Source organism: Gluconobacter albidus (assembly GCF_002005485.1).
In the GTDB taxonomy this organism is placed as follows: domain Bacteria; phylum Pseudomonadota; class Alphaproteobacteria; order Acetobacterales; family Acetobacteraceae; genus Gluconobacter; species Gluconobacter albidus.
Genome location: NZ_CP014689.1, coordinates 1,649,356 through 1,669,704, shown reverse-complemented (window position 1 = coordinate 1,669,704; position 20,349 = coordinate 1,649,356). Strand labels below are relative to the sequence as shown.

The 20,349-nt window shown below is 58.6% G+C and carries 15 protein-coding genes and 2 tRNA genes; 16 read left to right on the top strand and 1 reads right to left on the bottom strand.

The window, feature by feature from the left end:
• Window positions 1-109: 109 nt before the first annotated feature.
• On the bottom strand, window positions 110-562 hold the full coding sequence (locus tag A0U94_RS07530; protein WP_077802989.1) for a hypothetical protein: 453 nt from the start codon (window positions 560-562) through the stop codon (window positions 110-112).
• Between the two features lie 182 nt (window positions 563-744).
• On the opposite strand from A0U94_RS07530, the gene A0U94_RS07525 reads away from it, so the two are divergent.
• From A0U94_RS07525 to rpsB, 16 genes are all read left to right on the top strand, one after another.
• Window positions 745-2,214, top strand: coding sequence for an NAD(P)H-hydrate dehydratase (locus tag A0U94_RS07525; protein ID WP_077802988.1), 1,470 nt, complete (start codon window positions 745-747; stop codon window positions 2,212-2,214).
• 68 nt (window positions 2,215-2,282) lie between these two features.
• Window positions 2,283-2,367 (top strand) — tRNA-Leu (locus A0U94_RS07520).
• Window positions 2,368-2,426: 59 nt separating this feature from the next.
• Window positions 2,427-3,758: a trigger factor gene (gene tig / locus A0U94_RS07515; RefSeq protein ID WP_077802987.1), complete on the top strand. Its 1,332-nt coding sequence runs from the start codon at window positions 2,427-2,429 to the stop codon at window positions 3,756-3,758.
• A 134-nt stretch (window positions 3,759-3,892) separates the two neighbouring features.
• Window positions 3,893-4,540, top strand: coding sequence for an ATP-dependent Clp protease proteolytic subunit (locus tag A0U94_RS07510; protein WP_077802986.1), 648 nt, complete (start codon window positions 3,893-3,895; stop codon window positions 4,538-4,540).
• Window positions 4,541-4,734: 194 nt separating this feature from the next.
• The gene (clpX, locus tag A0U94_RS07505) at window positions 4,735-6,000 is read left to right on the top strand and encodes an ATP-dependent Clp protease ATP-binding subunit ClpX (RefSeq protein WP_062029674.1); all 1,266 of its coding nucleotides are present in this window, start codon (window positions 4,735-4,737) and stop codon (window positions 5,998-6,000) included.
• Between the two features lie 152 nt (window positions 6,001-6,152).
• The gene (gene lon, locus A0U94_RS07500; RefSeq protein WP_077802985.1) at window positions 6,153-8,705 is read left to right on the top strand and encodes an endopeptidase La; all 2,553 of its coding nucleotides are present in this window, start codon (window positions 6,153-6,155) and stop codon (window positions 8,703-8,705) included.
• A gap of 141 nt (window positions 8,706-8,846) precedes the next feature.
• Window positions 8,847-9,131, top strand: a complete 285-nt coding sequence (locus tag A0U94_RS07495; RefSeq protein WP_011251684.1) for an HU family DNA-binding protein — start codon at window positions 8,847-8,849, stop codon at window positions 9,129-9,131.
• Between the two features lie 75 nt (window positions 9,132-9,206).
• Window positions 9,207-9,281 (top strand) — tRNA-Val (locus tag A0U94_RS07490).
• A gap of 19 nt (window positions 9,282-9,300) precedes the next feature.
• Window positions 9,301-10,032: a biotin--[acetyl-CoA-carboxylase] ligase gene (locus A0U94_RS07485; RefSeq protein ID WP_077802984.1), complete on the top strand. Its 732-nt coding sequence runs from the start codon at window positions 9,301-9,303 to the stop codon at window positions 10,030-10,032.
• Between the two features lie 16 nt (window positions 10,033-10,048).
• A complete protein-coding gene (locus tag A0U94_RS07480) occupies window positions 10,049-10,861 on the top strand; it encodes a type III pantothenate kinase (protein ID WP_062029681.1) in 813 nt (270 codons plus the stop codon).
• 40 nt (window positions 10,862-10,901) lie between these two features.
• Window positions 10,902-12,560, top strand: coding sequence for a ribonuclease J (locus A0U94_RS07475; RefSeq protein ID WP_062029683.1), 1,659 nt, complete (start codon window positions 10,902-10,904; stop codon window positions 12,558-12,560).
• Window positions 12,561-12,572: 12 nt separating this feature from the next.
• Entirely contained in the window at window positions 12,573-13,889 is a 1,317-nt protein-coding gene (gene proS, locus A0U94_RS07470) for a proline--tRNA ligase (RefSeq protein ID WP_077802983.1), read from the top strand.
• The gene (locus A0U94_RS07465) at window positions 13,889-15,139 is read left to right on the top strand and encodes a lipoprotein-releasing ABC transporter permease subunit (protein ID WP_062029687.1); all 1,251 of its coding nucleotides are present in this window, start codon (window positions 13,889-13,891) and stop codon (window positions 15,137-15,139) included. The genes proS and A0U94_RS07465 overlap by 1 nt, the downstream gene beginning before the upstream one ends.
• Window positions 15,132-15,827 carry an ABC transporter ATP-binding protein gene (locus A0U94_RS07460; RefSeq protein ID WP_077802982.1) on the top strand — a complete coding sequence of 232 codons (696 nt, stop codon included), beginning with the start codon at window positions 15,132-15,134 and terminating at the stop codon, window positions 15,825-15,827. Before A0U94_RS07465 ends, A0U94_RS07460 begins: the two co-directional genes overlap by 8 nt.
• A gap of 69 nt (window positions 15,828-15,896) precedes the next feature.
• Entirely contained in the window at window positions 15,897-19,319 is a 3,423-nt protein-coding gene (gene dnaE / locus A0U94_RS07455; RefSeq protein WP_077802981.1) for a DNA polymerase III subunit alpha, read from the top strand.
• 196 nt (window positions 19,320-19,515) lie between these two features.
• Window positions 19,516-20,313, top strand: a complete 798-nt coding sequence (rpsB, locus tag A0U94_RS07450; RefSeq protein ID WP_062029697.1) for a 30S ribosomal protein S2 — start codon at window positions 19,516-19,518, stop codon at window positions 20,311-20,313.
• The last annotated feature ends 36 nt before the right edge of the window (window positions 20,314-20,349 follow it).

The following is a 20,349-nucleotide window of genomic DNA, read 5'->3' as shown; positions in this document are numbered from 1 at the left end:
GCCGGAGTTGAGGGCGGGGCAGTGACCCGCAGCTATAACTGGTGCGTTATCGACAAATGGCGGAAATGGCAAGCGATACGGCCCTAAAAGCGCCGTATCGCATACGATTTCAGATGCCGCGTGCCATTGCGGCGACAAGGATGGTCAGGACACCCAGTGCCGCCATGATTGCAGTGCGGCTGCGCAGCGTATCGAACAGGGCAGGCTGGGGGCGCATGGCCCGGCGTGCGCGGCGGAAGGGGCCCTGAACGGTCAGGATGAAAACCACTGCCATGACCAGCCCCAGAAGCTGCATCGCATTGACGGGCCAGGGTACCGCTGCAAATCCACCTTCATGAAAAACCAGCCCCCAGCCGCTCAGCAGCGAAAACGGTACAACCTGATACAGGCCGCGGAAAAAGCGCGTATAGCCCTGAAGCAGCACTGAATTGCGCGGTCCGGGGTCAAGCAGCCCGATTGTGGAACGAACGACCAGCGTCGAATAGATCGAACCGCCAACCCAATAGGTCATGCACAGCACGTGAATTGCGAGCACGAGGCTCCAGATGATCGATCCTGTCATTGATCCTCGTCAGGGTTGAAAATTGAAAGAGAGGGAAAGATCATTCCCGAAATGCGTTTCCCCTGAATACCTGACGCACCCCTCATTGCGCCAGAGTGATTGCAAAAGTGTCATTGTAAACCGGACAGCGCAGAAGCGGCTTACGCTTTTGCATGATGAGTCCGGCAGGAGATTGCCTCGATATGTCCCGCTATCCTTTTGCTCTGCTGCTTCCCGAGGAAAGCGACCGGATGGACCGTGCGGCCGCAGCCATCCTTACGCCCGTGCTTCTGATGGAAAACGCCGGGTGGGCCGTTGCACGCATCATACGCAACCGTTTTTCGCCGTGTCGCGTCACCGTGGCCTGCGGGCCGGGAAACAATGGCGGCGATGGCTATGTCGTTGCCTGTCATCTGGCGCGCTGGGGCTGGCCGGTCCGTGTGGCTGCACTCTCCAGCCCCAGATCCGGCACGCCCGCAGCCGAAATGGCCAACCGCTGGACGGGTCCAGTGGTTCCGTTCACGGCTGAAGAAATCGGATGTGCTGATTTGGTGGTGGATGCGGTCTTCGGCTCTGGGCTGAAACGGCCTGTTTCGGACGAGATCGCTTCCGTTCTTGCTGCGGCTCCTCAGGTTGTTGCGATCGATATGCCCAGTGGAGTTTCGGGGGCATCGGGTAAAATTCTTGGCCGGGCGCGCGACTGTCATTTTACGGTGACCTTTGTTCGCCCGCGTCCCGGTCATCTCCTGCAACCTGGCGCCGGTCTGTGTGGCGAAGTGATTTGCGTCGATATCGGTATGCCCGAGCGTGCCTGGGACGGGATAGCGCCTACCATCCAGCATAATGAGCCTGGCCTGTGGAGCCTCCCGATCTCGGGTGAGGGCGATTACAAATACCGCCGTGGGGTCGTTAGCCTGTGTGGTGGAACTGAAATGCCGGGCGCGACCCGTCTCGCGGCGGGAGCGGCCCGACGAAGCGGCGCGGGGCTGGTCAGGATCTCGGCGGGTGAGGGCGCTCCGGCTTATCGACTCGGCGATCCCGGCCTGATTGTGGATGGAGCACCCCTCGCTGAGTTGCTGGAAGATGCCCGACGCAAAGTCTGGATCTGTGGACCTGGTCTGACCGAAGGGGAAGTCGCGGCAACCCTGCCACAGCTTCTGAAGTCCGGTCGCATGGTCCTCGCTGATGCCGGGGCGCTTACCTGGGGTGCCGGCGATCTCACGCGCCTGAAAGGCGTTGCGGCCATCACGCCCCATATCGGAGAGTTCCGGAAGCTGTTTGGCCCCGTTGAAGGCAGTCGGATCGACGCCGCTCGCGAGGCTGCAAAACGCCTTGATGCGGTCATTGTGATGAAAGGGCCTGATACCCTGATCGCGGCGCCTGACGGGCGCGTCGCCATCAATACCCATGCGTCTTCTGCTCTGGCGACCGCAGGCTCGGGGGACACGCTGACGGGTGTGATCGCCGCCTTGCTGGCCGCAGGGATGGACGTCTGGGAAGGCTGCTGTGCTGGCGTGTGGCTGCATGGCGAAGCGGGAATTGAAGCCGGTAAAGCCCATGGCGGCTGGCCTGTGGCGGAGGATCTGGACCTGCCGCTCGGTCCGGCCCGCGCGACCGCCACACGCCTCGCGCAGGAGGCTGGACGCAAAAAGGCGGTCGGCTCCCTGTTGTGAAGTCGCGTTTCATGCGCTAAAGGCCGCGCTTCCGAGGTTCGGTAACACGAGCCAGGAAGCCGAGCGCTGCGGGCGTGGTGAAATTGGTAGACACGCCAGATTTAGGTTCTGGTGGCGCAAGTCGTGGGGGTTCAAGTCCCTCCGCCCGCACCAACCCGGCTTCCCGAGAAAGAGATTTGACCAACCTACCGACCGAGAGGATCGCCTGGCTCATGCAGGTTACGCCCACGCTCAACGAAGGACTTAAGCGCGCCTTCACCGTCGTTGTCCCGTCTGCTGACCTGCAGGCCCGCCGCGATGCACGACTCGCTGAAGTCGCCAAGACGATCAAGCTTCCCGGCTTCCGTCCGGGCAAGGTGCCGGCTTCCCTCGTCAAGCAGCGTTACAGCGATTCCGTGAATGCGGAACTGCTTGAAGAAATCGTCAACGACGCGACGGCTAAAGTGTTCGAAGAGCAGAAGGTCCGCCCGGCCATGCAGCCGAAGGTCGAAGTGACCTCTGCTATCGAAGACGGCAAGGATCTCGAGTTCAAGATTGAAACCGAAGTCCTGCCCGAAATCACGGTTCCGGATCTGTCCGGCCTCAAGCTGACACGCCTCGGTGCGAAGGTCAGCGAAGAGACCGTTGAGAAGGCCCTGAACGACGTGGCCCGTCGCAGCCGCAAGTTCGAGACGATCGAAGAAGACCGTCCGGCCGCCAAGGGTGATGTCGTCTGTGTTGATTTCGTGGGCAAGCTGGATGGCACGCCGTTCGATGGTGGCACGGCTGACGATGTGAATGTCGAAATCGGCGGCGAAGGCTTCATCCCCGGCTTCGCCGAGCAGATGGAAGGCATGAAGGCTGGCGAAGAGCGCGTTATCAACGTGACGTTCCCCGCCGATTATCAGGCTGAAGAGCTGGCCGGCAAGGCCGTGACCTTCGACATCAAGGCGAAGTCCCTGAAGAAGGCTGTTGATCCGGCCATCGACGACGAGCTTGCCAAGACGATCGGTTTCGAGAACCTCGAGCAGATCCGCAAGATCATCACCGAGCAGGCTGAAGGCGAATACCAGCAGCTCTCGCGTCTGCGCATCAAGCGCGATCTTCTGGATGCCCTGTCCGAGAAGACAGACTTCGAAGCACCGTCCAGCATGGTTGACGCCGAGTTCAACCAGATCTGGGCCCGCGTCGAAGAAGACCGCAAGGCCGGTCGTCTGGACGAGGAAGATGCTGGCAAGGACGAAGAGACCCTCAAGACCGACTACCGCCGCATTGCAGAGCGTCGCGTGAAGCTGGGTCTGCTGCTGGCTGAAATCGGCCGCAAGCAGGAGATTCAGGTTTCCCGTGAAGAGCTTCTGGGTGTAATGCAGCAGGAAGCGCAGCGTTATCCGGGTCAGGAACAGATGGTTTTCGAGTTCTTCTCCAAGAACCCGCAGGCCGTCGAAGGGCTCCGTGGCCCGATTCTGGAAAACAAGGTCGTCGATTACCTGATCGAGCTGGCCGACGTCACCGACAAGGACGTGACGCCGGAAGAACTGGCAGAAATCCCGCCCGCCGAACTCTGATCTTTCGGCGGGGGAACCAGCGGGCACTCTTCGGGGTGCCCGTTTTTTCCTGCCTGCTCCCTTTGACGGAACGCCATGTCGGGTCCATGTTAGGGAGCAGAAGAAAGCCCATCGGGCATTGAGGAACAGACAGCATGGCCATTCGGGATCGTGATCCCCTCGAGGTGTTGAGCAACTCTCTGGTGCCGATGGTGGTCGAGCAGACTGCCCGCGGAGAGCGCGCTTTCGACATCTTTTCGCGTCTCCTTCAGGAGCGCATCATTTTCCTGACCGGACCCGTTTACGATCAGGTTTCCTCCCTGATCTGTGCGCAGCTTCTCTATCTTGAGAGCGTCAATCCCACCAAGGAAATCTCGTTCTATATCAACAGCCCGGGCGGTGTCGTCTCCGCCGGTCTCGCGATCTATGACACCATGCAGTATATCCGCTGCCCGGTCAGTACCGTCTGTATCGGTCAGGCTGCCTCCATGGGGTCGCTGCTGCTCGCAGGTGGCGAGAAAGGACATCGTTACGCCCTTCCGAATGCTCGCGTGATGGTCCATCAGCCGTCCGGCGGTGCGCAGGGGCAGGCTTCGGACATCGAGATCCAGGCTCGCGAAATCCTCATTATCCGTCAGCGCCTGAACGAGATCTATCGCGAGCATACCGGTCAGACACTGGAACAGATCGAGCAGAAGCTCGAGCGTGACAGCTATCTCTCGGCGCGTGAAGCACGCGAATTCGGCCTGATCGACAAGGTCGTTGAGCGTAATCCGCATGAGACGACAGCAGACCCGAGTTAAGGCGTTTCCAGCGCGGGGAGCCTGATGCTCCTCTTGGAACCGAAAAGCGGCATCCCGATATGCCGCTTTTCGTGTCTTGGGGCTTTCAGGCTCCGGGGTTGCCGAAGGCTTTGACCTCGGCCTAAAGTTAAAGTTCTTTCGCATGTCTGCTGCGTGAATGCGGTCATGTCGTGCGCAAGGGAAAGGAAGCAGCAGTGAGCAACAAATCCGGCGATTCCAAGAACACCCTGTATTGCTCGTTCTGTGGGAAATCCCAGCACGAAGTCCGTAAGCTGATCGCGGGTCCCACGGTCTTCATTTGTGATGAATGCGTCGAGCTGTGCATGGATATCATCCGTGAGGAGCACAAGACCCATCTCGTGAAGTCGCGTGACGGTGTTCCGACGCCCAAGGAAATATGCAAGGTTCTTGACGATTACGTGATCGGTCAGTTCGAGGCCAAGCGTGCGCTTTCCGTAGCGGTTCACAATCACTACAAGCGCCTCGCCCATGCCGCGAAGAGCTCCGATGTCGAGATCGCGAAGTCCAACATCCTTCTGATTGGTCCGACAGGCTCGGGCAAGACGCTGCTCGCCCAGACGCTGGCCCGTATTCTCGACGTACCTTTCACGATGGCTGATGCCACGACCCTGACCGAAGCCGGATATGTCGGCGAGGACGTGGAAAACATCATTCTCAAACTGCTCCAGTCCGCGGACTACAACGTGGACAGGGCGCAGCGCGGCATCGTCTATATCGACGAGATCGACAAGATTTCCCGCAAGTCCGACAATCCGTCCATTACCCGTGACGTCTCGGGCGAAGGCGTGCAGCAGGCGCTTCTGAAGCTCATGGAAGGCACTGTTGCTTCCGTGCCGCCGCAGGGTGGGCGCAAGCATCCGCAGCAGGAGTTCCTGCAGGTCGATACGACCAATATGCTCTTCATATGCGGCGGAGCGTTCTCCGGTCTGGACAAGATTATCTCGGCTCGCGGCAAGGGTTCGGGGATCGGGTTTGGCGCAGATGTGCGTTCCGAGGATGAGCGGCGTCTGGGAGCCATCCTTCAGAGCGTTGAACCGGAAGATCTGCTGAAATTTGGCCTTATCCCCGAATTTATTGGCCGTCTGCCGGTGATCGCTGCTCTGAATGATCTGGACGAATCTGCTCTGATCCAGATCCTGAGCAAGCCCAAGAATGCTCTGGTGAAGCAGTATGGCCGTTTGTTCGAGATGGAAGGCGTCAAGCTGACCTTCACGGATGATGCACTTGCGGCCATCGCCAAGCGTGCCATCGAGCGCAAAACCGGTGCACGCGGATTGCGCTCGATCCTGGAAAATATCCTGCTCGGTACGATGTTCGATCTTCCCGGCCTTGAGGGCGTGGAAGAAGTCGTCATCAACCGTGAAGTGGCCGAAAGCAAGGCGCAGCCGGTCTATGTTTATGGGAAAGGCAAGTCCGAGCCCGCTGAGCAGTCTGCGTAAAAATGGTTTCGGCTCTTGTGTCGGAGCTTCCGGGTTTCGACATAACTGACTGAGGTTGTCCCAATTCATGCCTCTCAGGCATGAAAGAGATGCGATGCTGACGCTGCAAGGCAGGTTGGCATCGCAAGATCGTCCCTCTGGAGATCAAGTGAATGACTGACGATACCAAGCCGAAAACCCGTCGCCGGACGAAAAAAACGGATGACGTGGTTGTTACCGAAACGCCCGTGGCGGCTCCAAAGAAAGCCGTTCGCAAGCCTCGCAAAACTGCGGCGCCTGTGGTGGCGGAAACCGTACAGGAGCCAGTGCGCCACGATGTGATGGCTGTTCTGCCATTGCGCAATATCGTGGTCTTCCCCCACATGATCGTGCCGCTGTTTGTCGGGCGTGAAAAGTCGGTGAAGGCGCTGGAAACCGTGACCCGTGAAAGCAAGCAGATCCTGCTTGTGGCGCAGAAGGACGTCTCGCTGGATGATCCTTCGGTCGATGATATCTACCGTTACGGGACGGTCTCGACGATCCTCCAGCTGCTGAAGCTGCCGGACGGGACCGTCAAGGTTCTGGTCGAGGGGACGCGTCGTGTGCACATCACGCGTCTGTTCGATGTGGACGGGCATTTCGAAGCTGAAATCGAGGAAATTCCCGAAGAGGCCGTTGATGCGGCGCCGGGAAGCGAAATTGAGGCGCTGAGCCGCTCAACGGTTTCGCAGTTCGAACAGTATATCAAGCTCAACAAGAAAATTCCGCCGGAAGTCATGGTCTCGATCAACCAGATCGAGGGTGTTTCCAAGCTGGCTGACACGATTGCGAGCCATCTGAATCTCAAGATTTCCGAAAAGCAGGAAATTCTTGAAACTGCTTCGCCTGCGCGTCGTCTGGAACAGGTTTTCGCGCATATCGAGACGGAAATCGGTGTTCTTCAGGTCGAGAAGCGCATCCGCAACCGCGTGAAGCGGCAGATGGAGAAGACCCAGCGCGAGTACTACCTGAACGAGCAGCTCAAGGCGATCCAGAAGGAACTCGGGGAGGGCGAGGATGGTAAGGATGAGAATTCCGAGCTTGAGGAAAAGATCAACAAGACCCGCCTGAGCCGTGAAGCCAAGGAAAAGGCCCATGCCGAGCTAAAGAAGCTGCGTGGCATGAGCCCGATGTCGGCCGAGAGCACGGTTGTCCGCAACTATCTCGATTGGCTTCTGGGAATTCCCTGGAAGAAGCGTTCAAAGATCACACGCGAGTTCCAGCATGCTGAAGATGTGCTGGAAGCCGAGCATTACGGTCTGGAAAAGGTCAAGGAGCGGATCCTTGAGTATCTTGCGGTGCAGACGCGTTCGCAGAAGCTCAAGGGGCCAATTCTGTGTCTTGTCGGGCCTCCGGGCGTGGGTAAAACCTCTCTGGCACGCTCCATCGCCAAGGCGACGGGCCGTAACTATATCCGTATGTCACTGGGTGGGGTTCGCGATGAATCCGAAATCCGTGGTCATCGACGGACATATATCGGCTCCATGCCGGGTAAGATCATTCAGGGCATGAAGAAGGCGCGGACGTCCAATCCGCTGTTCCTGCTCGACGAGATCGACAAGCTGGGTGCCGACTGGCGTGGTGATCCGTCCTCGGCGCTGCTTGAGGTGCTGGATCCGGAACAGAACGCTACGTTCGCCGATCATTATCTTGAAGTGGATTATGATCTGTCGGATGTGATGTTTGTCACGACGGCCAATAGTCTGAACATGCCCCAGCCGCTGCTGGATCGCATGGAGATCATCAACCTGTCCGGCTATACCGAAGATGAGAAAGTGCAGATCGCGCGCCGTCATCTTCTGGGCAAGCAGGCCGAAGCACATAATCTCAAGCCTGGTGAGTGGACGGTTACGGATGATACGATCCGTGAACTTATTCGGGCGTATACCCGGGAAGCCGGTGTGCGAAATCTTGAGCGTGAGCTTGCCAAGCTGGCGCGCAAAACGGTCAAGGAAATCATCACGACCGGCGTTAGTCATGTCGAGATCACTCCGGCAAATCTCGAGAAATATGCGGGCGTCCGCCGTTTCCGTCATGGTGAGACCGAGACGGAAGATATGGTCGGCGTCGTGACAGGCTTGGCCTGGACGCAGGTTGGTGGCGAGATCCTGACAATTGAAAGCGTGATGGTTCCGGGCAAGGGGAACGTCAAGCAGACCGGCAAGCTCGGCGAAGTCATGCAGGAAAGCATTTCTGCCGCGCTCTCCTATGTCCGCTCGCGGGCCCAGGATTTCGGAATCCGGCCGCCGCTGTTCGAGAAGAGGGACATCCATATCCATCTTCCTGAAGGTGCGACCCCCAAGGATGGTCCGTCCGCCGGTATTGCGCTTGCGACGTCCCTGGTGAGCATCATGACGCAGATCCCCATCCGCAGGGATGTGGCCATGACGGGTGAGATCACCCTGAGGGGCCGGGTTCTGGAGATCGGGGGGCTCAAGGAGAAGCTGCTCGCGGCCCTGCGGGCTGGAATCAAGACGGTCCTGATTCCCAAGGACAACGAGAAGGATCTCGCGGAGGTGCCGGACAATGTCCGTCATGCGCTCAAGATCATTCCGGTGAGCCATGTGGATGAGGTGCTCAAGATTGCGCTGACTCGTATGCCGGAAGCCATTGAATGGGATGAAAATGTTGATCCGATCAGTGAAATAACGGTGGATAAAGCGGCTCCGCAGGCACTTCCCCACTAACACGGATGATCTTCTGCGATTCTGACAGTTGACGCGGGCAAAATCCGCTTCATAGTGCGGCCGCAGATCGAACAAGGCGCCTGAGCCAGAAGGGACTCACCAGAGCCCGGCTCAGGCCCTCTAACACCAGAAAGGCACATCATGGAGAAGCCCCTCAACAAGCAGGAACTGATCGCCGCCGTTGCAGACGCTGCCGATCTTCCGAAGGCCAAGGCTAGCGAAGTTGTCGATGCGGTGTTCAGCACGATCGAAGCGACGCTTGCCAAGAAGCAGGAAGTCCGTCTCGTCGGCTTCGGCAGCTTTGTGACCGCAACGCGTAAGGCTGCCAAGGGCCGCAACCCGCGTACGGGCGAAGAGATCGACATTCCGGCATCCACCTCTGTCCGCTTCAAGCCGGGCAAGGGTCTGAAGGACGCCGTGAGCTGAGAAAGCTCACAAAACGGTTCTGGGTGGCTTTACCGCCATCCGGAACCGTGTATATAGACCTCACAAACATTCTGAGGGCGATTAGCTCAGCGGTAGAGCGTCTCGTTTACACCGAGAGGGTCGGCGGTTCAATCCCGTCATCGCCCACCATCATGAATACTATGCGGCCATGAATTGGCGTTTCGAATACCATGAAACGCTCGGCTCCACTTCCGATCTGTGTAAAATCAGAGCTGAAGCGGGTGAGCCGGAATATCTGGCTGTTCAGGCTTTTTCCCAGACATCAGGGCGCGGTACACGCGGACGAACCTGGACTGATCCGGGTGGGAACCTTGCGATCTCGCTCCTGTTCCGGCCCGTTGATCCTGCGACGTTCATAGCAGCTCTTCCATTTCTTGCCGCGGTTACCTTGTACGAGACCGCCATGCATTTCTGTCCCGCAACTGTGGGGCCTACCCCTTTTATGGTGAAATGGCCAAACGACCTTTTGCTGGGCGGTCGGAAGATGGCTGGTGTCCTGATTGAGACGGGAGGCCCGCAGAGCAGGCCGTGGGTTGTAGTGGGAATCGGAGCCAATCTGACGCAGGCCCCCGAGATCCCCGGTCGCAGTCTTGCGGCGCTTTCTGAAAAAACTGCCGCACCGTCTGCGAAAGCATTTGGTGAAATTCTGGTCGCGCAGATCGAGCGCTGGACCGCCATTCTGGCAAAGCAGGGGTTTGCACCGATCCGGGCGGCGTGGCTGGCCCGTGCGCACCCTGTCGGGTCGCGGCTTGCGGTTCAGGGTTGTGAAACCTATATTACAGGTTCGTTTTCAGGGCTCGACGCGCAGGGACGCCTGCTGCTGACCCTTCCCAACGGTGAAACCATTCCGGTTGTAACCGGCGATATCCTGCTGGACTGAAGGACCGGACCGCAACGTGCTTCTCGTCATTGATGCTGGAAACACCAACATCGTGTTCGCTGTACACGACGGGAAGTCGTGGCTCGGGCAATGGCGAATCTCGACGAATGAAGCACGGACAGCGGATGAATATGCGGCGTGGCTTCTGACGCTTTTTGACCGGGTGGGTCTGGATGCCTCAAAGGTCAGCCGCGCCATCATTGGGACCGTTGTTCCCGTTGCCCTGTATGAACTCCGTCGGTTCTGTCGTGAATGGCTGGATGTCGTGCCTCTTGTCGCCAATGCAAGGTTGGACTGGGGGATCGACGTTCTTGTGGAAAATCCGAACGAACTGGGTGCCGACCGGCGTCTGAACGGTCTGGCAGGACGTGAAATTTATGGCACGCCTCTGATCGTTGTTGATTTTGGCACTGCGACGACGTTCGATGTGGTCAATACGGCAGGCCAGTTCTGTGGGGGCGCTATTGCTCCGGGTGTGAACCTGTCGATTGATGCGCTGCATCGTGCTGCGGCGCGACTGCCACGTATGAGCATCGGACGTCCTTCAACGGCGATTGGCCGCAACACGAGCGTTGCGATGCGCTCTGGCCTGTTCTGGGGCTATGTCGGCCTGGTTGAAGGATTGATCCGTCGTATTTCCGATGAAATGGACGCAAAACCGACTGTGATCGCAACGGGCGGTCTGGCTCCACTGTTCTCTGAGGGAACGCCGCTTTTTGATGTGCTGGCGCCTGATCTGACACTGGATGGCCTGCGCCTTCTGGCCGACCGCAATACGGGTCCGCCCCTTTCCTATTCCCCTGAGCGCCCACAGGGCGCCGGGCAATGACTCTCGCTTTGATTTTATATCGCATCTGTAAGGAACAATCATGACGGAAAAACCGGACGGTCTGTCTTTCCTGCCCTTGGGCGGGACGGGCGAGATCGGCATGAATTTCAATCTCTACTGCCTCACGAAGAACGGTCGCGACACCTGGCTTGCCATTGACTGCGGTATCGGGTTTTCGGGCAACGACACACCTGAAGCCGAAGTGCTGATGCCGGACCCGACCTTTATTGCGGATCGCGCGCGGGACCTGTGTGGTCTGGTGATTACGCATGCGCATGAAGACCATCTGGGTGCGGTGGCGCATCTGTGGCCGTATCTGCGTTGCCCGGTTTACGCAACGCCGTTCGCGGCTGCCGTTCTGCGGCGTAAGTTGCAGGAAGCGCATCTGAACAACCAGGTGAAGATCCACGTCATCCGTCCGGCTTCGCGCTTTGAGGTGGGGCCGTTCGATCTTCAGTTCGTTTCCGTGACGCATTCCGTCGCCGAGGCGCAGGCGGTGGCACTGCGAACGCCGCATGGCCTGATCGTGCATACGGGTGACTGGAAGCTGGACGAGAACCCGCTGGTTGGCCCGGTGACGGATCTCGAAACGTTCGGCAAGCTGGGTGACGAAGGCGTTCTGGCCATGGTCGGCGACAGCACCAATGTGCTCAAGCCGGGTAAGTCTGAATCCGAAGCAGACGTCCGCAAGGGCCTGACGGATCTGATCATGGGGCTGGAAGGCCGCATTGCCGTGACGTGCTTTGCCAGTAACGTGGCGCGCGTCGAGAGCATCGCCAAGGCGGCCCAGGCTTCGGGACGTGTAGTCATGATCGTCGGCCGTTCGCTGCGCAACCTTGAGACGGCGGCGCGTGAGTGCGGTTATTTTCAGGACCTGCCACCATTCCTGACCGAGCAGGATGCGCGGGACGTGGATGATGACAGCCTGCTGATGATCATCACGGGCAGTCAGGGTGAGCCGCGCTCGGCCCTGTCTCGGATTGCGTCCGACACGCATCCGAACATCGCTCTCGGTGAAGGCGACACGGTGATTTACAGCTCGCGGATGATCCCGGGCAACGAACAGGCCGTCATGGCCGTGCAGGACAATCTGTCGCGTCGTGGCGTGACAGTCCTGACGGACAAGGATGCGAAGGTCCACACGTCCGGTCATGCGACCAGCGAAGATATCCGCACGCTCTATCGGATCGTTCGTCCGAAATACAGCATCCCGACCCATGGCGAATGGCGTCACCTGACGGCCCATGCCGCACTGGCGCATGAAATGGGTTCCGAGCCGATCCTGCTGGAAGATGGCGATATCCTGAACCTTTCACCGGGCGAGGTGAAGGTTGTTGATACGGCGCCGACGGGCCGTCTGGCCCTGGACGGGGGCCGTCTGCTGCCCATGACGGGCGGTGTTCTGGCTGCGCGTCGCAAGATGCTGTTCAACGGCATCGTGCTGGCCAGCTTTGCCGTCGATGACGAAGGTTATGTCATTGGCGAGCCGAAGATCAGTGCACCGGGTCTTCTGGAATCCGACGATCCCGAAAGCATCCGGATCCAGGAGGAATTTGCCGACTCCATCGACCAGATCCCCGACGAACTGCGTCAGGACGATGCAGCCTTCCGGGATGCGGCCAAAACGGCCCTGCGTCGTGCTCTGGGGCGCAAGCTTCAGAAGCGCCCGCTTGTCGATGTTCATCTGCTGCGCGTCTGAGAGAAGTAACACATGCGTTTGACGAAAGCCTTTCAGCCGACGCTGAAGGAAGTTCCGGCCGAGGCGCAGATCGCGTCTCACCGCCTGATGCTGCGGGCTGGCCTTGTGCGCCAGACCTCTTCAGGCATCTATGCCTGGCTGCCGGCAGGCCTGCGGGTTCTGCGCAATATCGAGCAGATCGTCCGCGAAGAGCAGGATGCTATCGGCGCACAGGAAGTCCTGATGCCGACCCTGCAGTCCGCTGATCTGTGGCGTCGCTCGGGGCGTTATGACGCTTATGGTCCGGAAATGCTCCGGGTTCAGGACCGTCATGGCCGTGATCTGCTGTACGGGCCGACGAACGAGGAAATGATCACGGACATCTTCGGAGCGTCCGTGAAGTCCTACAAGGATCTGCCCAAGGCGCTTTATCACATCCAGTGGAAGTTCCGTGACGAGGTGCGGCCCCGTTTCGGTGTGATGCGTGGGCGTGAATTCCTGATGAAGGACGCCTATTCCTTCGATGCGTCTTATGAAGGTGCCGTCGCCAGCTATCGCCAGATGATGCTGTCCTATCTGCGCATCTTCCAGCGTCTGGGGGTTCGGGCCGTGCCGATGGTGGCCGATACGGGGCCGATCGGCGGCGACCTGAGCCATGAGTTCCTCGTTCTGGCACCCACGGGCGAGAGCGGCGTGTTTTTTGATGCAGCGCTTGAAGAACAGGACTGGCTGGGCCGTCCGGTTGATTGTGACGACGCTGAAAGCCTCGCCACGTTCTTCTCGACCGTCACCGATCATTATGCGGCAACGGATGAAAAGCACGACGAGGCCGAATGGGCCAAGGTCCCGGGCGAGCGCAAGCGCGAAGGCCGCGGGATCGAAGTCGGCCATATCTTCTATTTCGGGACGAAATATACCGCGTCCATGGGGATCGAAGTGAGTGGTCAGGACGGTGCCCCGTTCCACCCGCACATGGGTTCCTACGGTGTGGGCGTGTCGCGTCTGGTCGGCGCGATCATTGAGGCGTCGCATGATGACGCAGGTATTATCTGGCCTGCATCGGTCGCGCCCTATCGGGCCGCGATCCTGAATCTGCGTCAGGGCGATGAGGCCTGCGATGCGATCTGTGACGGCATCTACGGCACCGATCCCGAGAACCTGCTGTATGATGACCGCTCCGAACGTGCGGGCGTGAAGTTCAACGATGCGGATCTGATGGGACATCCCTGGCAGATCATCGTTGGCCCGCGTGGGGCCAAAGAAGGCAAGGTCGAACTCAAGCAGCGCGCCACGGGCGAGCGGTTTGAACTGTCGGTCGAGGATGCTCTGGCCAAAATCGGAGCCGCCTGATGTTCGGCCGCTTCGAGCGCATGGTGGCGGGACGGTATCTCCGTGCCCGCCGTGGCGAACGTTTCGCCTCGATCATCGCCATTTTCTCCCTGATCGGGATAGCGCTCGGAGTGGCGACGCTCATCATCGTCATGTCGGTGATGAACGGGTTCAAGGCCGATCTGATGGGGCGCATCCTCGGGCTACACGGGGATCTGACAGTGTATGGCTACGGGCGTCCTATCGAAGTTTACGAAAATGACGTAGCTGCCATCCGGCAGGTTCCGGGCGTAAAATCCGTCATTCCCATGGCGCAGGGAACCGTGCTGGTGGAAGCGGGGCGTTTCTCGTCCGGAGCGGAAATGCAGGGCGTGTCCCAGCAGTCTCTGCGGGACTGGACGGCGCTGAGCAGCGGGATCATTGCTGGAAGCCTGAACAATTTCACGGGTGACGATGCGGTTGCGATCGGCACGACGATGGCTGATCGGGCCGGGCTGTCGATCGGTTCTCCGATCACGCTTCTGTCGCCAGACGGGCAGGCCACGCCGTTCGGAACAATGCCACGGGTCAAAACCTATCATGTGGCCGTCATTTTCGACGCGAACTGGAACGATTACAATTCCAGCATCGTCCTGATGCCGCTGCCTGCCGCACAGAAATTCCTGATGCTGGGATCTTCCGCTGTTTCCCTCATTCAGGTTTCGACGGATGATCCGTCCAATGTCCAGCCGACGCGCAAGGCGATTGCCGAGCGTCTGGAAGATCCGCGCCTGCGGGTACTGGACTGGACCCAGAGCGCCAACGGTTTTCTGGATGCGGTGACGGTCGAGCAGAACGTCATGTTCCTGATCCTGACGCTCATCATTCTGGTGGCTGCGTTCAACGTGATTTCGTCTCTCATCATGATGGTCAAGGACAAGACGCGGGATATCGCGGTGCTGCGGACGCTTGGAGCGAGCCGGGGTGCCATCATGCGGATTTTCCTCATGTGCGGTGCGTCTGTCGGGATTGTGGGAACCGTGGCGGGATCTGCGCTGGGAATTGCTTTTGCGCTGAACATCGAACGAATCCGTCAGTGGCTGCAGTCGCTGACCGGAACCAACCTGTTTAACCCGGAAGTTTATTTTCTGGAGCGTCTGCCCGCGAAACTGGTGTGGTCTCAGGTGTGGGAAGTGATCGGAATGTCTCTGGCTCTCTCGCTTCTGGCGACGCTCTATCCGTCCTGGCGCGCGGCCAGAACCGATCCGATCGAGGCCCTGCGTCATGAATGAGCATTCCGTCGGGGCAAGTGCCCTGCGTCTTGAAGGTCTGAAGCGCCGTTTCCGGTCGGGTGAAGAGACGCTTGAAATTCTGAGCGGTGCCGAGTTCGACCTGCGGGCTGGTGAGATTGTGGCTCTGGTGGCACCGAGTGGTACCGGAAAGTCCACGCTTCTGCACCTTGCAGGTCTGCTGGAAGCGCCGTCAGAAGGTACGGTTTTCGTGGCGGATCGTCCGGCAAGCGGATTGAGCGATACATTGCGAACGGCGATCCGTCGGGACCAGATCGGGTTCGTGTATCAGTTCCATCACCTTCTGGGTGAGTTCACTGCCTGCGAAAACGTCATGCTCCCGCAGCTTATTGCGGGCGTTTCCCCCCGAAAAGCACGTGAACGTGCCAAAGACCTTCTCGGACGGTTTGGCCTCTCCCATCGCCTTGAGTCGCTGCCCGGTCGTCTGTCCGGCGGAGAGCAGCAGCGGACCGCGATTGCGCGTGCTCTGGCCAATCGGCCCAAGCTTCTTCTGGCGGACGAACCGACAGGTAATCTGGATATCGGAACCGCCGATCATGTGTTTGGGGAGCTCCTGCGCGTTGTGCGGGAAGAGGGCGCAGCGGCGCTGATTGCCACGCATAACGACGAACTGGCCTCACGTATGGACCTGACAGTGACATTGCGGGACGGAAAACTGGTTTCGCTGTAAGGCGCTGAATCGGAGCGTCAGGTCTCAAAAACCCCTGCATCTGATGCCCGTCCCTGATAGACTTGTAGCATGTCTCATGCCGATTTTGTTCATCTCAGAAATCACTCTGCCTATTCCCTGAGTCAGGGGGCGATCCGGATTCCGGAACTTGTGAGTCTGGCCGCCAAAAACGCAATGCCAGCCGTGGCCCTTACGGATAGCGGCAATCTTTTCGGAGCGCTGGAATTTTCGCTCTACTGTCGGAGCAATGGGGTGCAGCCTATCGTGGGCTGTCAGATTTCGCTTCCAGCGCGCTCGACCAAACCCGGAGCCGTTTCAGAACCCCTAGTCATTCTGGCGCGGAATGAGGAAGGGCTCGCAAATCTTCAGATCCTGTCCTCCGAAGGGTTTCTGAACGGAGATCCTGCCGATCCTTCCATTGCGGTCGAATTTCTCTGTCAGCACGCGGCGGGGCTGTTCCTGCTGACGGGCGGCAATCGCGGTCCGATCAACAGACTGATTCTTGAAGAGCAGAAGTCTGAGGCAAAAGCGCTTCTGACACGGCTGGAAGAGGCTTTCCGGGGAAATATCGCGGTCGAACTGAACCGGCTTGGAGAGGCTGGAGAACAGGAAGTCGAGAGCGTTCTGATCCCGATGGCGGATGAGATGAACATTCCTCTGGTGGCGACCAATGAATGCTTTTTTCCCAAGCCTGAAATGCATGAGGCCCATGACGCTCTTCTCTGCATCGCACAGGGGCGGACCATTGCTGAAGATGATCGCTGGCATGTGTCTCCGCAGGCCTGGTTCAAGACCCCGGGGGAGATGCGGGCTGTCTTTCATGATCTGCCGGAAGCATGCGACAATACGCTGATCATTGCCCGGAAATGCGCTGTGGCTGCCTGTACGCGCAAGCCGCTTCTGCCAATCTGCCCGAAGGTTCGGGAAGGCTCGACGGAAGAAGAGACTCTGCGGGCCATGGCCTGGGAAGGGCTCGAAAAGCGTCTTGAAGCAGTGAGTGCGGATGAAGAAAAGCGCAGACTTTATTCCGAACGTCTTCAGATTGAACTCGATATTATCGCAGGGATGGGTTTCCCCGGCTACTTCCTGATCGTTGCCGACTTTATCCAGTGGGCAAAAGCGCACGACATTCCGGTCGGTCCGGGGCGTGGGTCAGGCGCAGGGTCACTTGTGGCCTATGCTCTGACGATTACGGATATCGATCCCATTCCGTTCGGGCTGCTGTTCGAAAGGTTTCTGAACCCCGAACGTGTCTCGATGCCGGATTTCGATATCGATTTCTGTCAGGATCGCCGCGACGAGGTGATCCGTTATGTGCGCGAGGAATACGGCGGAAGTCGTGTGGCGCAGATCATCACGTTCGGTAAGCTTCAGGCCAAGGCGGCGGTTCGGGACGTGGGCCGTGTTCTGGGATTGCCTTATGGCATGGTCAACCGTGTTGCCGAACTGATCCCGAACAATCCCGCCAAGCCCGTGTCGCTCTCGGACGCGATTGATGGAGAGCCACGGCTTCAGGAAATGCGCGACAGTGATGAGTCGCTCAAGCGTCTCATGGAAATCGCGTTGCAACTCGAAGGGCTGTACCGTCATGCCTCCACCCATGCTGCGGGTGTGGTGATCGGTGATCGAGAACTGGTGGAACTTGTCCCACTGTACCGTGACCCGAAGAGCGACATGCTCGTTACGCAGTACAACATGAAATATGTCGAGCAGGCCGGTCTGGTAAAGTTCGACTTTCTTGGTCTGACGACACTTACGATCCTCAAACGTGGCCTGGATTTCCTTAAAGAACAGGGCATTACAGTCGATCTCTCACGCATTCCACTGGATGATGCCAAAACCTTCGAAATGCTGGCCAAAGGCGATACGGCCGGCGTGTTCCAGTTCGAAGGCGCAGGCATGCGGGACATGCTCAAGCAGATGGCGGCCAGCAGGCTCGAAGATCTGATTGCGGGTGTGTCGCTGTATCGTCCGGGGCCAATGGCCAATATTCCGGATTACTGCCGTCGCAAACATGGAGAGCACTGGGAGCCTCCGCACGAGGAAATCCGCGATATTCTTGAAGAGACCTATGGCATCATGGTCTATCAGGAACAGGTCATGCAGATCGCGCAGAAGATGGCTGGCTACAGTTTAGGTGGCGCTGATCTGCTGCGGCGTGCGATGGGCAAGAAGATTGCCTCTGAAATGGAAAAGCAGCGCGCGATCTTTACCGAAGGTGCAACGGCGCGAGGAATTCCGCAGGATAAAGCCGTCGAAGTCTTTGATCTTATGGCTCGTTTTGCCGATTATGGCTTTAACAAGTCGCATGCGGCTGCTTATGCACTGGTATCCTATCAGACGGCCTGGATGAAAGCGAACCATCCTGTAGCGTTTCTTGCGGGTTGTATGTCTCTGGCTCGGGAAAAGACGGATAAACTGGCGGCGCTGTGTCAGGAAGCACGCCGGATGAAAATTCCCGTGTTACCCGTTGATATTAATAAATCTATGTCGGATTTCTCCATCGAGATGCTGGGGGACGGACAGCAGGGTATTCGCTATGCGCTTTCCGCGATCAAGCGTGTGGGAGCCGCGGCGATGGAAAGCGTTGTTGCTTCGCGTGGGGATCGTCCGTTTCAGGATCTGACGGATTTTTCAGAGCGCTGTGATCCCCGGAGCCTGAACAAGATCCAGATCGAAAGTCTTGCAAAAGCAGGGGCTTTCGACAGTCTTCTTAAAGACAGACATACTGTTTTTGCCAGTGCGGACATTCTTCTGAGGCGCGCGCAGGCGCGTGCGCAGGAAGAAAAAATGGGCCAGACCGGACTTTTTGGTGGAGCGGGACAGGAGCGCGAGATCCTGCGACTGAACGAAGGTCGCCCGTGGCCGGATTTCGAGCGTCTTTCGCTTGAGGCTTCGGCTATCGGTTTTCACATGAGTGCCCATCCGCTGGATGCCTATCGCAGCGTGTTGCGCAGGCTTGGGGTCACCCCATCTAACGCTCTGGAAAATGCTGCAAAAACAGGCACTACCCGTGTCAAAATCGCAGGGTGTGTTGTAGATCGTAAGGAGCGTCCAACCCGGACGGGCAAGAAGATGGCCTGGGTCAATCTGTCTGATAGCGGCGGAGGATGTGAGGTCACGCTCTTCTCGGAAACGCTGATTTCCTGCCGCGATCTGCTGGTGGCCGGACAGGCCATTCTGGTGAATGCCGAACTCAAGATTGACGGGGATGCGCTGCGGATTACAGCCCAGAGCGTCATTGATCTCGAGGCTGCGGCCGCTGCAGAGCGTTCTGAAATCAGGGTCTGGCTGAAGCAGGAAAGCGCTCTGTCCGAGCTCACGGCTCTTCTCGAAGAAGTTCAGGGCGGCTTTGGCCGGGTGAAACTCCTGCCGTCCGTTGAGGAGACGCAGGACGTGGAAATCTCCATTCCGGGGCTGTATCGCGTGACCCCCCGGCTGGCGGAACGACTACGGACAATCCGGGGCGTCGAAAAGGCGCAACAGGTCTGATCCCGTGTGCGGATACTGTGTGAAATCCTGCGGACAGACCTTGCGTCCGCAAGGATTTTCCGTCATATCGCGACCGTTCTTCATCGGGATCTCTCGATGGGAACAATCCGCACGCATGGCTCTCGGGTTTTCTGGTGTCCTGATTTTAAGGACGTTGCCATGCGGAGGTTCAACCAGACGCAAGGAATTCTGAATCATGGCAATGCCTGATTTCACCATGCGCCAGCTGCTCGAAGCCGGCGTTCATTTCGGTCACCACACCCGTCGCTGGAACCCGGCCATGGCGCCGTACCTGTTCGGTGTGCGCAACCAGGTTCATATCATTGACCTGCAGCAGACGGTCCCGATGCTGGACCGCGCCCTGAAGGTTGTTCGTGACACCGTTGCAAACGGCGGTCGCGTCCTGTTCGTTGGCACCAAGCGCGCTGCGGCTGACCATGTTGCTGAAGCTGCACAGCGTTGCGGCCAGTACTATGTCAATCACCGCTGGCTCGGCGGTATGCTAACCAACTGGAAGACCATCACGGGTTCCATCAAGCGTCTGCGCCAGATCGACGAAATGCTCTCCGGTGGCACGGCTGGTCTGACGAAGAAGGAAGTTCTCGACATCACGCGTGACCGCGAGAAGCTCGAGCGTTCCCTCGGTGGCATCAAGGAAATGGGCGGCCTGCCTGACCTGTTGTTCGTGATCGACACGAACAAGGAAAAGCTGGCGATTGAAGAAGCCACGAAGCTCGGCATTCCGGTCATCGGCGTTCTGGACAGCAACTCCAACCCTGCCGGCGTGACCTATCCGATCCCGGGTAACGATGACGCCATCCGCGCCATCACCCTGTATTGCGATCTGGTTTCCGGCGCGGTTCTCGACGGCATTTCCGCCGAGATGGCTGCTTCAGGTCAGGACATCGGTGCTGCCGAGGAACTGCCGGCTGAGACGGCTGTTCTGGAAGCCGCCGCTGCTGAAGGCGCAGAAGCTCCCGCTTCCGCAGGCTGAACAGACTGCCGGGGTCCGGTCATGGAAAACGGCAAC